Source organism: Bacteroides zoogleoformans (genome assembly GCF_002998435.1).
GTDB classification, from domain to species: Bacteria; Bacteroidota; Bacteroidia; order Bacteroidales; family Bacteroidaceae; genus Bacteroides; species Bacteroides zoogleoformans.
Window position 1 is genome coordinate 2205724 of record NZ_CP027231.1, and the last position, 14589, is coordinate 2220312.

Here is a 14589-nt window from a genome sequence, read left to right on the forward strand (position 1 = left end):
AATTATTATGAAAAGAAACATTCTACATATAGCATTCATTGTAGCCTTGCTTCCCTTTTTCACGGGATGTACGGATAATTTCGAGAAATACAATACCGAGCCTTATGTCCCCTATACATTGCCTGTACCCGTATTATTCGGTCAACTGATAACCACCGGTATCAACGTGCAGCAGAATGACAACCAGATGATTGATCAGATGGTGGGAGGGCCTTATGGCGGTTATCTCACGATGTCTACCTCATGGGGAGGTTCTAACTTCAATACGTACAATCAGACCGACGGGTGGAATCAGATACCTTTCAATACGCCTTTCGAGAAGTTCTATCCCAATTACTATAAGATAGCCGAAGCCACCCAAAAGAAAGGACACTTCTTTGCCATGGCCCAGATTCTACGGGTCAACACCATGTCGCGTGTGGCGCTTTGCTACGGACCGATTCCTTACAGCAAGGTATCGAAAGGAGAATCGCAGACTCCCTACGATAGCGAAGCCGACTTGTATAAAAATATGCTGGGAGACTTGACTTCTGCCATAGCCGTGCTGAAAGATTACATTTCTGTAACCTCTTTGCGTCCTTTGAGTGAGGTAGATGCCGTATACAAAGGAGATTACTCCAAATGGATTCGTTTTGCCAATTCGTTGAAACTCCGTTTGGCCATGCGCATCGTGAATGCAGACCCCGAACTTGCTCGCAAGGCGGCCGAAGAGGCTGTCAGCGACGACGGAGGATTGATTGATGATGTTTCCTGCAACGCAATGGTTCCGGTAGGCGCCGAACCCAACCCCTTCTGGCTGGTTGCCAATAGTTGGGGAGAAATTCGTGCCAATGCCACGCTGACCAGCTACATGAACGGGTATAACGACCCGCGCATGGCGGCATACTTCACGGCAGCCACCGTGGGGACAGAAGGGACGGACACCTATGTAGGGCTTCGCTCCGGTGTGAAGGGAATGACTACAGCCATGGGCTCTAAATTCTCCAAGCCCGCCTACGGACAGAAAGACGACATGCCGATGTTCCTCGCTTCCGAAACGGCTTTCCTGCGTGCCGAGGGCGCACTGCGCAACTGGAATATGGGAGGTCAAGCAAAGGATTTCTACGAAAAGGGTATTGAACTGTCATTTGCCGAACGGAAAGTGAATGGTGCCGGAACTTATGTGGCAGACAATACTTCCACGCCTAAATCGTATGTCTCGCCCATGGAAGCAGCTAAAATGAATTATTCGATAAAAACGAAAATCACCATCGCCTGGGATGCGGAGGCTGCCTTTGAGACCAATCTCGAACGTATTATCACCCAAAAATGGATTGCCAATTTCCCACTCGGATTGGAAGCCTGGGCAGACTATCGTCGTACGGGTTATCCCGAAATCTTCCCTGTGGTGGACAACCTGAGCAATGGCGTAATCAGCACCGAACGTCAGCAACGCCGTTTGCCTTTCCCTCTGAAAGAAAGACAAGGAAACAGCGAGAATGTGACGGCCGCCGTCAATATGCTTGGAGGCCCGGATACCGGTGCCACGGATTTGTGGTGGGCTAAAAAGAAATAAACATCCAAAACAGAAAAACAGCAAAATCATGAATAAAAAGATACTATATTCAGCCCTTTGGGGATTGTTGACCGTCGCTTTCTGGAGTTGCAGCGATTGGACAGAGGTGGAAAGCAAGGATTATTTTGAGTATCCTGCAAAAGATTACTATGCCTCTTTGCGCGATTATAAGAAAACAGACCATCAGGTGACATTTGGTTGGTTCGGTAACTGGACCGGCCGGGGAGCTTCGATGGTGAACAGCCTGATGGGAATGCCCGACAGTGTGGACTTTGTTTCTGTTTGGGGCAACTGGCATACGCTGGACGAACATCGTATGATTGACAAGAAAAAAGTGAAGGAGCAGAAGGGGACACGTGCCTTGATTTGTTTCATTATTCAGGATATCGGTGCACAAATCACACCGGTGGAGTATAAGGAAAAACCAAACGAGTACTGGGGATTTGACCCGAAGAATACGGCAGGAGACAATGCTCAGAATCTGGCGGCTATCGAGAAATATGCTTTGGCGATTTGCGACACCATTATCAAATATGATTATGATGGTTTCGACATTGATTACGAACCAAACTTCGGGCATCGTGGCAATATGTCGGGCAACGACGCTTACATGTTGCATTTCATCAAGACACTGAGCAAACACATGGGGCCAAAATCCGGCACAAACCGTTTACTGGTGATTGACGGAGAACCTCAAAGCATCGTGTCCGAAAGCGGCCCGTACTTCGACTATTTCATCGTGCAAGCTTATAACGCAACCTCGGACTCTAATCTTGACGGACGGCTCTTCTCCACTATCGAGAACTTCAAAGGAATCTTGTCTCCTGAAGAAGTGGCCAGAAAATATATCGTTACCGAGAATTTCGAGTCGTATGCTTCGACGGGAGGAGTAGGTTATACGGATCGTTACGGCAATAAAATGCAGTCTCTGGCAGGCATGGCCTATTGGACGCCTATCGTGAATGGGAAACCCGTGCGGAAAGGTGGTGTAGGAACCTACCATATGGAGTATGACTATCCCACCACTCCCGTGGAGTATAAATACTTGCGCGAAGCCATTCGCATAATGAATCCGGCAGTTAACTAATTTAAAAAAACATTGAATGTCATGAAACTAAATAAATACCATATCATAGCTTGCGCCGCCTGGCTCTGCGTGGTCGCAAGTTGCGACAATGCAGATTATAGTGTGATAGATAACGCCATCTATCTTCAAGAAGCCTCGAATACGGCTTCTACCTATGGCAAAGTGACTGTGGAAGGCGATATTACGCATACCGACCTGACGGTTCGGGTAGGACAACCGTTGAGTGAAGACGTGGCAGGCACGCTGGAGTTGGACGCTTCACTTCTTGATGCCTATAACCGGACTTTTTCTACCAGCTACGAAGTATTGCCTTCGGAGTATCTGTCGTATGAAAAGAACTTTAAAATAAACAAGGGAGAAACGCTGGCTGAGAAAACGGAGTTCTCCATCAAAACTTACTCTACCAACAATGGTGAGCTTTATGCCATTCCTGTCCGTCTGAAGGTCAATAGCGGAAATATATCCACCATAGGTGACTCCCAATCGTACATCATCTTGTTGGATAAGGCTCTGAAACAACCGGTACCCGTTATGAATCAGAGCAATAAAGCTTCTACCGGCAAAGACATGAACCTCACCACCGGCGAGTGGACCATTGAGACCTGGGTGTGGATGGACGGTTTTGCTATCAACAATCAGGCCATCATCAACTCCGGTAGCGGAAAGGCCGGGCGTGCCAACGAAATCTATATCCGTTTCGGCGACGCCCCCATCCCATACAACTCCTTGCAGATTAAAACAATGGGCTCGCAGGTGAACACCGTTACGCTGTTTGAACCGAAAAAATGGTATCACCTCACCATCACGTACGATGCAGGCGGATTGGTGACGATTTATGTGAACGGAGAGAAAGACGTGACGCTCCAAACCAAGGGTGGCATGGTGAACTTCGACCGCATGGAATTAGTGACGAGTGGTTCTTGGTTCAGAAACACCTGTAAGATGGGACAATTGCGGCTTTGGAAAAAAGCCATTACGCCTTCGCAAATCAAGTCGAACATGTATCTGGGCATCAACCCCAAAAATCCTGATTTGATGGGCTACTGGCGTCTGGATGAAGGAAAAGGCAATGTGTTTAAAGATGCCACTCCGAATGGGTTCGATATGACTGCCGAAGGTTCTCTGAATTGGGAAGAGGATGTGAATTTCAAATAAAGAACGGATTTTAAACATAGAACGTAATGAAAATATACTGGAAAACTGCTCTGTATAAGGCATTAATCGTGTCGGGAGCTATCTTTATACAATCTTGCAGCAATGATGATGAGGAGATGGGGGTAAAGCAACTCTACTATCTCTCTTCGGAGCCTGCGGCCGTCTTACAGCCGTCTCATTTCGAGTTGTCTCTGCTCGACAATACGTTGAGTGGTGAACGAACCGGATATTATGTCGTGGGAAAATCGACTATGCGTGCAGTCAAAGATGTGAAGCTGCACGTGGAACAAGACAATTCGTTGACAGAAAGCTACAATGCCGAACATAAAACAAACTATGAAGCTGTGCCCGAGGGTGCTTTTACCTTCTCTACCGGGCAACTTACCATCAAGGCGGGAGATAATTTTTCTTCGGATACGCTTCGTATTTCGGTTTCGGACTTATCGAAGTTGGAGGCATCCAAGAAGTATGTACTCCCCATCACTCTGAAGAGTGGTGACGAGGGAGCGATTAGCATTAATCGGAATACGGTCTATTTTGTACTCTCTAAAAAGGAAATCCGAATCAGTACCAGGAAGCCGGCCTCATGGATGGAACTGGATCGCAAAGATTGGACAATTACTGCCTCGAACTACCTCGGTGACTATTATAGTCCGGAAAAAGCCGCCGATGGGGATGCCACTTCGTCTTGGTTCTTGGGACTCGATGAACCGGGTTGGTGGGCCGCCGAATGGACGGAACCTGTCACAGTAGTAGGTATCTCCATTAAAAGACAGAATGCTTATAGCTATCAATATAATCTGGTAAGTTTTTCTGTGGAATATAAGAAAAAGGGAGATACGGAATGGAGAAGTCTTGAAGGTGAGGTTACACTGAACAAATCTCAGCTTTATGCGCCTCAATATACCATGTTCAGTTCCGTACTCGAAAATATCGTAGCATTTAAACTCAATGTACTCGAGCCGGGTATTGGTAGTTATACCGGCATAGGTGAATTGAATCTGTTTAAGAAGAAATAGGGGAGAGAATTCTCAAAGAAAGCTGTATTAAAAAGCCTTTATAACTTTCTTTTAGGGACTATCCTGTTTTCGGAGATACTCTGTTCCGAGCCTGCGGATGTCTGTCCGCAGACTCGGACGGAGTTTTTTTATTGACTTACACCTTTCATCATGCGTGCGTTTTTAGCCTGAACCTCATCCACAGCATGACGCCGGCACAGGTCAACCCGAACGGAAAGGCCATCCACACTCCTGCCAGACCCCAATCCAGCACAAAGCCGCAAAGGTATCCTACGGGCAAGGATATGACGAAATAAGCGATAAAGGCAATCACCATCATAGGCTTTACGTCCGAAATGCCTCGCAGAGCATTGGCAAAGTTGATCTGCAATCCGTCTCCGAACTGATAAATCAGGAACGGGAGGAACAAAGAAGCAACCAGGGCAGACACTTCCGCATTGTCCGTAAACCATCCGCCCAACTGCCCCCGCAATGCAAAGACGATGCCCGACAATACCACCGCCATATAGAGGATGAGATGAAATCCGGCATACGCCGCATGCCGCACGTTAGCCCCGTCGCCTTGTCCCTTGAAGTTGCTGACGCGCACGGCCACGGCGGCGCCCATGCCGTAATACATCATAAAGGTGAACTGCGAAATGGTCAGCATAATCTGATGCGAAGCCAGCGCATACGTGCCCAGCCACCCCACCATGACGGTGCTGAGGCTGAAAGAAGCCGTCTCCATGCCCATCTGCAACCCCACGGGCCATCCAAGTGCATTGAGCCGCCTGAACATGGGCACAGACCAGCCCAAACGCACAAGGCCCACTTTGTAGCGTATGAAGCGGCGGCCACGAAGTACAATCAGTGCAAAGACCGCCGCCATCACGATGCGTGAGAACAGCGTGCTGATGCCCGCTCCCAACAACCCCATCTCGGCAAATCCCAGTTTCCCGTTGATGAGCACGTAGTTTCCGGCGATGTTTAGCGCATTGCCTCCCAGCAACACCCACATGGCGGTCTTGGTGTCGGTGATGCCGTCGGTGAACTGCTTGAAGCCATTGAACAACATGACGAAGAGCTGCGAGGCAAGCAGCGTCAGGTAGTAGGGTTTGATTAACGGCAGCAACTCGGCGGGTTGTCCCAGACGTTCTATATTGAAGTAAAGGATGGTCATGATGAAGGTCAGCAAGAGAGCCACCAGCGCATTTGCCGCAAGACTGCATCGCAAAGCCTGCCCGGCCTCGGCAAAGCGGCGATTGCCGTAATAGCCGCCTACCACCGGCGTGAGCCCATAGCTGAAACCGGTACTGAAAATGATGCAAAGCGTAAACAGGTTGTTCACAAAAGAGGCTGCGCCCAGTTCGGCCGTACTGTGGTGTCCTATCATCAGCGTGTCGGCAAAGCCCAGAACAATGACGCCCAACTGGCCTATCATGATGGGCATGCCCAAAAAGACCAAAGCTTTGTAATGGCACTTATATGTATCGAAGAATCTTTTCATAATGTCAGTTTTTTTTGAGGTTCACTTTCTGTCCGGGCCGTGTCGGAGCCCTACCTTCTCCGTGTCATCTCCGCATTTATAGGAGCAGACTTTATACGGAGGTTATACGGAGTTGATACGGAGTTGACACGGAGCTTATACGGAGCTTATACGGAGCGGATGCGGAGCTGATGCGAAGAATAAAAGAACTTTTCGTCAATTCGTCATCTCTTTGCCGGCAGGCAGGAGCCTGATGCTTTTTTATAGTACAATACGATGGTGTTGGAATTTCGGAATGTACGCTGCGCTACGGCGTGGATTTGTTCCGCAGTGACAGAACGATAGCTGTCCACTTCACGGTCTATGTCTTCCGCCTGTCCGGTCAGTTCGAACCAGGTAAGGTTCGTGGCCACGTTCAGATAATTGATGTTCCCGAATATCTGGGTAGCTTCGAACTTGTTCTTCACTTTTTCCAGTTCCCGCTCGTCTACCGGTTGCCGTTTCAACTCTTCCAATTCGTGGCGGACAGCTTCTTCGGCCTGTTCCAATGAAACGCCGGCTGAAGGTTTGCCGCTGATGTGCAGCAGTCCCGCATCGCGCGAACCGGAGATGTATGCGTCGAGTGTGGAAAACAGCTTCCGCTCCTGCACCAGTCGGCGGTTCAGGCGACTGGAACGCCCGTTGCTTAGAATATCGGACAAGATGTCGAACGCATAATAATCGATTCCTTCGCGACCGCACATGGGATAAGCCATGAACAGTGCGTCGAGGGGGACATTGCGTTCCACCGTCTGTCGCCGCTCTTCCGTTTGCTGAGGTTCCTGCGGCAGTTGCCTTACAGTGACGTTCCTCCGCGGAATAGAGGCAAACCACTTCTCGGTCAGTCTGAGGGTTTCTTCCCAGGAAATATTCCCGGTGACGGCCAGCACGGCATTGTTAGGGGCATAGAAACGGTAGAAGAACGACTTCACTTCGTCCAGTGTGGCATTGGCAATGTGAGAAAGTTCCTTGCCGATGGTAGGCCAACGGTAGGGATGCACCCGATAGGCCAACGGGCGAAGCAGATGCCCCACGTCGCCATACGGCTGGTTCAGGCAACGCTGCTTGAACTCTTCCATCACCACTCCCCGCTGCACGTTGAGGCTTTGCTCGCTGAATGCCAACTCCAGCATGCGGTCGGACTCTAACCAGAAGGCCGTCTCCACGTTCTGTTTGGGGACGGTCAGGTAGTAGTTGGTGATGTCGTTGTTCGTCCATGCGTTGTTCTCGCCGCCCGCCAGTTGCAGCGGCGTGTCGTAGTCGGGGATGTGCACCGACCCTCCAAACATCAGATGCTCGAACAGATGGGCAAAGCCCGTGTGTTCGGGATGCTCGTCGCGGGCACCCACGTCGTAGACTATGTTCAGCGCTACCATCTGCGTGCCGGCGTCTTCGTGGTGCACCAGCCGCAGTCCGTTGTCCAATGTCTTTTTATTAATCTTCAAGGAGGGTCACTTTCTTAATCACGACATCCTCTTCGGGACGGTCGCTGCGGTCGGTCTTTACTTTCTGTATCTTGTCCACTACCTCCATGCCCTCCAGTACTTCGCCGAACACGGTGTACTGACCGTCCAGATGAGGCGTTCCGCCCACTGTGGTATAAGCCTTTATCTGTTCGGGCGTGAACTTGAATTCCGGCTCTTTGGCCACCTGTGCTTCGGCCTGAGCAAACAGAGAGTCCTGCAAGTTCATCAAGCCATCTTGGTCATTCTCCCTGCGCATCTTATAGATTTCCTTCATGTGTTTTTGGGCTAAGGCATTGAAAGCGTTGTTCAGACGCATTTGGTTCATCTGCTGCTCCATGTTCAGCAGGGCGGAATCGCCATAAACCTTGCCGGTCACGATGTAGAACTGGCAACCGGAAGACTCCTTCTTCGGGTTCACCTCATCGCCCTGACGCGCGGCGGACAAAGCCCCTTTCTTATGGAAGTAGCGGGGATAGACAAATTCGGCGGGAAGGGTATAGCCCACGTCTCCCGATCCCAGCATCTTGCCCTTGGGGGCTTTCTTCGACTCAGGGTCTCCGGCCTGTATCATAAAGTCTTTGATGACACGATGAAACAGCGTCCCCTCGTAAGTACCCTCTTCTGCCAGCTTGATAAAATTGTCACGGTGTTTCGGCGTCTCGTTATAGAGTTTCACAACGATGTCGCCTGCACTTGTCTCAATCTTCAACTTTGTTTCCTTTTCCATATTCAGGTTTTTCTTTTGTCCCGGTTTGCAGGCTGCCAGCCCGCCCACCAGTATGATTAGTAATACAATAACATTTCTTTTCATTTGCTTCTCTTTTAATTAAAGTCCGCAAATATACGACTTTCACACAAAAGCGCTTACATTTGTGGTGCTAAAAGAAACAAAACACAGGGACTATGACATCCATAATCAATCGTAGAAGATGATGTAACTTGCAGCATGGGTGCAAGTGTCAACATGGGGTTAAGAGCCACACATTCAAGTCGGTGGCAAGTATGGGCATAGCCATAAATAGGTATCGTTCTCCTCGATTATCGGTGCAATCCCACCTCCTCCGGTCAAGAAATACCTATTTTTAGTTATTGCGTGTTTTTTGTCATCGCCGTACCTTTGTAAGCTCTAATTTGTATAAGTGTATAATGCCGAAAAAGTCGTTCCTCATAAGTCATTTACTATTCATCTGTATCCTCTGCTCAGCACAATCATCCCATAGTTTCAGCGGTCGCGTCTTCGATGCTCAAAGCAAGGATGTATTGCCTTTCGCCACGATACGGCTGAAGTCCGATGCGGGCAAGTTCTACGGAACCACCAGCGATGCGGACGGCAAGTTCGGCATTCGGGGGCTGGGGACGGGAAATTACCTGCTCATCGTCTCTTACATAGGATATGAAACGCAGGAAAAAAACATTCGGATAGACGGAGACATCTATCGGGACTTCCGGCTGTTGCCTTCGTCCACCACGCTGAACGAGGTGGTAGTCACCGCCTCCGAATCGAAAGGCATCACCAGCGCTTCGAAGATAGACCGCACGGCCATGGAGCACCTGCAACCCTCCAGCTTCACCGACCTGCTGGCGTTGCTGCCGGGCGGAAGCACAAGCACGCCGAACATGAGCGGGGCCAACATCATCCACCTGCGCGAAGTGGGGACAGGCGATTCGGACTACAGCACCGGGTCTTTGGGCACACAATTCGTGATAGACGGCATACCCGTCAGCACCGCCTCCAACATGCAACGCGTCGCCTCGGACATCACGGCCTCTTTCGACGGATACAATGCCGTGAACGCCGGCGTGGATATGCGTAACATCCCCACCGACAACATCGAAAGCGTGGAAATCGTCCGGGGAATTCCCTCCGTGCAATACAACAACCTGACAAACGGAGTAGTCATCATCAAACGCAAGCTGAAAGCCACCCCGCTGGAAACGCGCTTCAAGGCCGACCAAAGCAGCAAGCTCTTTTCGGCCAACAAAGGCATGGAGTGGAAGAGTAGGGACATGGGGCTTTCGGTCGATATCGACTTTCTGAATGCGCAGAACGACCCGCGCGACCGTTACGACTTGTACAAGCGAATCACCACCTCCGCGCGTTTCCATAAGAAATGGACATTGCGCGACGGACATGCCTTGAAGTGGCAAACCGGCGTAAGCTATTCCGGAAACATAGACCACGTGAAGAACGACCCCGATATAGAGAGGCTGACGGAAGAGAGCTACCGTTCCGGCTTCCACAGCGGAAAGTGGCACAGCCTGCTGGAATGGATGGCGCCCAGAGGGAAAGCCTTCCGGAAATTGGAGCTGGACCTCTCTGCCGGCATGTCGTGGGACGAGATAAAACGCGCACGGTTCATGCATCTGGACCGCGATTGGGCGGTGCCCACCCATACGAAGGCGGGTGAACACGACGCGGAGATACTGCCCTACAAATACACTGCCCATACCACGGTAGACGGCAAGCCGATGAACTTATACGCCAAGCTGGCCGCCGAGTTCGGGATGCAGACCGGTTTGGCGGGCCACAAGCTGCTGGTCGGAAGCACCTTCAGGTACGACAAGAACTTCGGAGGCGGACAGATCTACGACCCCGCACGTCCGCTCGACCCCGGAAGCGCTTTCCTGCGCCCGCGCAAATACAGCGACATTCCTGCCTCCGAGCTGTGGCATGTGTATGTAGAAGACAATGTCAACATCCCCATAGGAAGGCATTCCTTGGAAGTGCAAGCCGGGATAAACGGCAACATGATGCTGAACCTCGACAAGCGGTACGCCTTGAGCGGAAAGATGTACCTCGACCCGCGCATCAACGTGCAGTGGAGATTTCCGGGCATCGGCTTCAGGGGAAAGACGTTGGTAATAAGACTGGGCGGAGGCATGGGCCGGCTGTTGTTGATGCCTACCCTTTCGCAACTCCATCCGAACAACATCTACATGGACTTCACGCAGCTGAACTATTGGCACGCCAATCCCGCATACAAGCGCATCAACTTGCGCACTTACATCGTGAACCCCACCAACTACGACCTGAGGCCTGCCCGTAACTTCAAGCAGGAAGTGCGTCTGAGTCTGGATTACGGCAGAAACACGCTTTCCGTCACTTATTTCCACGAACGGATGAATTCCGGCTTCCGCCATATTCCGACCTATTCTCCGTACGAATACAAGGTGTACGACTCCAGCAAGATAGACGGCTCCGCACTGACTGCCCCACCGGCTTTGGAAGACATGCCTTATGAGATGAGAACCATCTTGAGAGGCTACTCCTACACCGGAAACGGCAGCCGCACACAGAAAGAGGGAGTGGAGTTCCAGTTATCTACCGAACGCTTCAAGGCACTCAATACCCGCTTCACCGTGAACGGGGCTTGGCTGTACACCATCTACGAGAACAGCCAGCCCATAGCCAAAAGCGTTTCCGCGGTAGTAAACGGCGTAGCTCTGAGCGACAAGTACGTGGGCATCTACGAAACGGACGACAGTTCTCACTACGGGCAGTTCAACACCAACTTCACGGTAGATACCTATCTGAAGGAATTAGGCCTGACCCTTTCCGCCACTTCGGAGTGCATGTGGTTTCAAAGCAGGCAGAACCCCAGAGCAAGCGGCACTCCCATCGCCTACATGGATGCCGCCACAGGAAAGGTTTCGCCCTACACCGAGGAAGACAAAAAGGATACTTACAAGCAGCACTTGGTCATTGCTCGTTCCTCGGCCTTGGCAGAGAAGACAACCACACCTTTCTATATGTACGTCAACTTCAAAGCCACCAAAGAGTTCGGCAAGAATATGTCCATCGCACTTTTCGCCAACCGTATTCTGGACTATGTGCCCGACTACACGCGAAACGGATACCTCATACGAAGAACAGCAGCCAGTCCTTATTTCGGGATGGAGCTGAAACTTAAACTATAATAATCCTAATCAAACAGAAAATCAAAAGAAGATGAAAATGAAAAGAGTATTTTATGCAATCTGCATGACAGTGATTGCAGGTTTGGCGTTCACCGCTTGTAGCAGTGACGATGACAACAGTGTAAAGATGGCCAATGTGACCATGCAGTTCAATGCGCCTGCCGAGTTACGGAATCAGAATCCCGTTATCGGCATTCAGGAACTGGTATTGAAGAACATCAATACGGGAGAGAAGACCACCGTCGTGAAACCCGCCACTCGTGCCAATGTTCTTTCTCCTTCTACCGTAAGCATCGCCGTGAGTGTGCCCGAAGGGCTTTACACCATCAGCATGGAAGGTTCTCTGACCTACCGCCTGAATGGAGAGACCATCCATTCCAAGATACGGGCCTATAAGGAATCGGTAACTCTGACCGAAACCTCCGCCTCCGCCCCGCTCAACCTTACGGGCTATCTGTATAACGACAGCAAAGAAAGCGGAAGCTTCGTCATTGCCGAAATCTTCTTCACCGGAACAGAAACCCCGGAGAATAAGCAGTACAACGGCGACAAATACATACGTATCTACAACAACTCGGGCGATACGCTCTGCGCAGACGGACTCACCATCGCCGAGTCTGCATTCCTCACGGTAAGCAAGTACACCTATTCTCCGGACATTATGAACGAAGCCTTCACCACCGACGCCATCTACCGCGTCCCGCTGGGAGGTAAAATCATGGTTGCCCCTGGAAAGTCTCTGTTGCTGTGCGACATCGGCAAGAACCATACTACCGTCAACTCCAATTCTTTTGACCTGACGAAAGCCGACTTCGAGTGGTATGACGAAAGTTCCAACCCGAAATTCACAGATACCGATACCCCCGTACCCAACATGGAAAAGATTTATTGCTACACGCGCACCATCTGGGGCCCTCACAACCGCGGCTTCAAAGCCTTCGTGCTGGCACGTCTGGGCGACGACGAGAACAACCAGCTCTCTGCCGAAAAGTATCTGAAAGACTATGTTTACGAATACAAGTACAACATGATTATCAACGGAAACGTGTACGAAATGGGTCCTAACAATGCCTATAAGATTCCGAACAAATGGGTGCTTGACGCCGTCAACCTCTGTGTGGAAAGCGAATACGAATGGAACGTGACATCGCCTGCCTTGGACAGAGGCTGGACGTACTGCGGAAAAGTTAACAGCGACAAGACCCGCTACGGCAAGAGCGTGCGTCGCAAGGTGCTTTCAGGCATCACCCTGCAGGACACCAACGACTCGTCTGCGGACTTCCTGCCCGAGCAGAAAGCCGATCCTTACTTCAAGTTCCACGAATAAACCATCCTCCGAAAGCAAAATGAAGAAAGGGCTCATCTCTTCACTTCTATTCCTGTCGGTAGCCGTATCCTCCTCTTGGGCTCAAGGGGAGGACACGGTTTTCATACTGAAAAGGGCATTTATGCACTCCGCCGCCAAGCGGGAGTTCCTCACACGCCCCTTCCTCAATCCTGCCTTGAACTATTATCGGCAATCTTATTCGCTCTCCACCCTCGGGGCCGGGGGCCGGTGGGACGGACAAAGCCGGGCGATCGTGGCAGAACTGGGAGACGGATGGAAAGGATTCCTTGTGGCGGGCGACTCGTACGTATGCACATCCGAGAAATCGCGTATATGGGGAGATGCCTACTACCGGAACGGTACGCGCCGGAATGTGCAGTGGAACGAAAGTTCGGACTATGAACTGCTCTACCCGTACGTTGCCGCCGACACCATAGGCGGAGATATGAAGTCGGAAACCTACTTCTTCAGAGGCGGATATGCCGCTGCAACCGGACGGTGGACGTTCGGAGGGGAATTCTCGTACCGGGCGGTGCAAGAGTTTCGCGACATAGACCCTCGCCCCAACAATAAGGCGGCCGACCTGCAGGCCAAAGTCGGCGCCGCTTACGGCATCCGGGCCCCGTATGCGGTGGCTCTGTCCGCCGAAGCGCGCAAATACAAGCAAAACGGCTCTCTGGCCTACTACAACGAACTGGGGGTATCGAAGACGTTCCACCTTACGGGATTGGGGAACAGCTACACCCGCTTCGACGGTACCCGCACGACCGTTCGCTATCAGGGACACAGCTACGGAGCCGGAGTAGATTTGCTGCCCGTACAGGCCGGCGGCAGATGGAGCGGGAGCTTCCATTATCGTTATTCTTTCTACGAGAAGATGCTGCCCGAGTCCAACGACCTCACACTGAACGAGCTGAAAGAAAACAACCTGCAAGGCGAGGTGACCCGGACTTTCTTACGGCATGCCCGCCGGTTCTTCGGCCTTAAGGCATCGGTAGCCTACAACGAGCGGAAAGGGACGGAAAACCTCTACGGCGACGCAGTGAACCACATCTATCCGCATATCTCCGCCGTAGAGCAGTTCGGCAGCAAGGCGCTGCACGCAACGGCAAGCGGCAGTTATGAGCAGGAACAGACGGAGAAGTGGCGATGGAGCCTGCAGCCTGCCATCGGGTATCTGCAACGGGAAGACACCTACCACACGCCTGCCAAGAGCATGAAGTACAGTCTGTGGAGCGCTTCGCTGCACTTTGCTTCGACCCATAAATGGAGCAAAAGCCTGCTGTACGCGCGTGTTTACGGCATTTACCAAGGAAAGATAGACGCCTCGCTGAACATCGCCGGGCAAACGGCGCACCCGTATGCCCTGACCGTCTTGCAACAGAACCTCGAGATGCTGAGCGGCAGCCGTACGACATACGGCCTCTCTCTGCGATGGTCTCGATACATCGGAAAGAATCTGGGCTACGCGGAAGTCGGGTGGCAACATACGCTATACGCCGACCGCGAGAAGAACCGTTCATTCCAAGCAGGCATCGGAGTGTATCTGTAGGCCTGT

General features: G+C 51.3%; 10 protein-coding genes. 7 read left to right on the top strand and 3 right to left on the bottom strand.

What is annotated here, in order from left to right; genetic code table 11:
* The first annotated feature begins 7 nt into the window (after positions 1 to 7).
* From C4H11_RS09070 to C4H11_RS09085, 4 genes are read left to right on the top strand one after another with little or no spacing between them, the layout of a single operon-like run.
* Positions 8 to 1555, top strand: coding sequence for a SusD/RagB family nutrient-binding outer membrane lipoprotein (locus tag C4H11_RS09070; RefSeq protein ID WP_106041367.1), 1548 nt, complete (start codon positions 8 to 10; stop codon positions 1553 to 1555).
* A 28-nt stretch (positions 1556 to 1583) separates the two neighbouring features.
* Complete coding sequence (locus C4H11_RS09075) at positions 1584 to 2642, top strand: glycoside hydrolase family 18 (RefSeq protein WP_106041369.1); 1059 nt, start codon at positions 1584 to 1586, stop codon at positions 2640 to 2642.
* A gap of 21 nt (positions 2643 to 2663) precedes the next feature.
* Positions 2664 to 3797: a DUF1735 and LamG domain-containing protein gene (locus tag C4H11_RS09080; protein ID WP_106041371.1), complete on the top strand. Its 1134-nt coding sequence runs from the start codon at positions 2664 to 2666 to the stop codon at positions 3795 to 3797.
* A 26-nt stretch (positions 3798 to 3823) separates the two neighbouring features.
* Positions 3824 to 4816 (top strand): BT_3987 domain-containing protein, encoded by a 993-nt coding sequence (locus tag C4H11_RS09085; protein ID WP_106041373.1) that lies wholly within the window; start codon positions 3824 to 3826, stop codon positions 4814 to 4816.
* A 148-nt stretch (positions 4817 to 4964) separates the two neighbouring features.
* Here the strand turns inward: C4H11_RS09085 and C4H11_RS09090 are convergent, their stop codons facing one another.
* The 3 genes from C4H11_RS09090 to C4H11_RS09100 all read right to left on the bottom strand — a co-directional run bounded on the left by C4H11_RS09090 (position 4965) and on the right by C4H11_RS09100 (position 8597).
* Complete coding sequence (locus C4H11_RS09090; RefSeq protein ID WP_106041375.1) at positions 4965 to 6302, bottom strand: MATE family efflux transporter; 1338 nt, start codon at positions 6300 to 6302, stop codon at positions 4965 to 4967.
* A 203-nt stretch (positions 6303 to 6505) separates the two neighbouring features.
* Positions 6506 to 7765, bottom strand: a complete 1260-nt coding sequence (locus tag C4H11_RS09095; RefSeq protein ID WP_106041377.1) for a M16 family metallopeptidase — start codon at positions 7763 to 7765, stop codon at positions 6506 to 6508.
* Positions 7755 to 8597 (bottom strand): peptidylprolyl isomerase, encoded by an 843-nt coding sequence (locus C4H11_RS09100; protein ID WP_106041379.1) that lies wholly within the window; start codon positions 8595 to 8597, stop codon positions 7755 to 7757. Before C4H11_RS09100 ends, C4H11_RS09095 begins: the two co-directional genes overlap by 11 nt.
* Before the next feature lie 335 nt (positions 8598 to 8932).
* Here C4H11_RS09100 and C4H11_RS09105 point away from each other — a divergent pair, with 335 nt between their 5' ends.
* The 3 genes from C4H11_RS09105 to C4H11_RS09115 are packed head-to-tail and all read left to right on the top strand — an operon-like array spanning position 8933 to position 14583.
* Positions 8933 to 11704, top strand: a complete 2772-nt coding sequence (locus C4H11_RS09105; protein ID WP_106041381.1) for a TonB-dependent receptor — start codon at positions 8933 to 8935, stop codon at positions 11702 to 11704.
* A 37-nt stretch (positions 11705 to 11741) separates the two neighbouring features.
* Positions 11742 to 13031, top strand: a complete 1290-nt coding sequence (locus C4H11_RS09110; protein WP_234819812.1) for a DUF4876 domain-containing protein — start codon at positions 11742 to 11744, stop codon at positions 13029 to 13031.
* A 19-nt stretch (positions 13032 to 13050) separates the two neighbouring features.
* Complete coding sequence (locus tag C4H11_RS09115; RefSeq protein WP_106041385.1) at positions 13051 to 14583, top strand: DUF6850 family outer membrane beta-barrel protein; 1533 nt, start codon at positions 13051 to 13053, stop codon at positions 14581 to 14583.
* Positions 14584 to 14589: the final 6 nt, after the last annotated feature.

Excerpts from the sequence above, each read along its gene's own strand:
- C4H11_RS09100 (WP_106041379.1), bottom strand. The coding sequence starts at position 8,597 with ATGAAAAGAAATGTTATTGTATTACTAATCATACTGGTGGGCGGGCTG.
- C4H11_RS09110 (WP_234819812.1), top strand. The coding sequence starts at position 11,742 with ATGAAAAGAGTATTTTATGCAATCTGCATGACAGTGATTGCAGGTTTG.
- C4H11_RS09080 (WP_106041371.1), top strand. The coding sequence starts at position 2,664 with ATGAAACTAAATAAATACCATATCATAGCTTGCGCCGCCTGGCTCTGC.
- C4H11_RS09075 (WP_106041369.1), top strand. The coding sequence starts at position 1,584 with ATGAATAAAAAGATACTATATTCAGCCCTTTGGGGATTGTTGACCGTC.
- C4H11_RS09070 (WP_106041367.1), top strand. The coding sequence starts at position 8 with ATGAAAAGAAACATTCTACATATAGCATTCATTGTAGCCTTGCTTCCC.
- C4H11_RS09115 (WP_106041385.1), top strand. The coding sequence starts at position 13,051 with ATGAAGAAAGGGCTCATCTCTTCACTTCTATTCCTGTCGGTAGCCGTA.
- C4H11_RS09105 (WP_106041381.1), top strand. The coding sequence starts at position 8,933 with ATGCCGAAAAAGTCGTTCCTCATAAGTCATTTACTATTCATCTGTATC.
- C4H11_RS09090 (WP_106041375.1), bottom strand. The coding sequence starts at position 6,302 with ATGAAAAGATTCTTCGATACATATAAGTGCCATTACAAAGCTTTGGTC.
- C4H11_RS09085 (WP_106041373.1), top strand. The coding sequence starts at position 3,824 with ATGAAAATATACTGGAAAACTGCTCTGTATAAGGCATTAATCGTGTCG.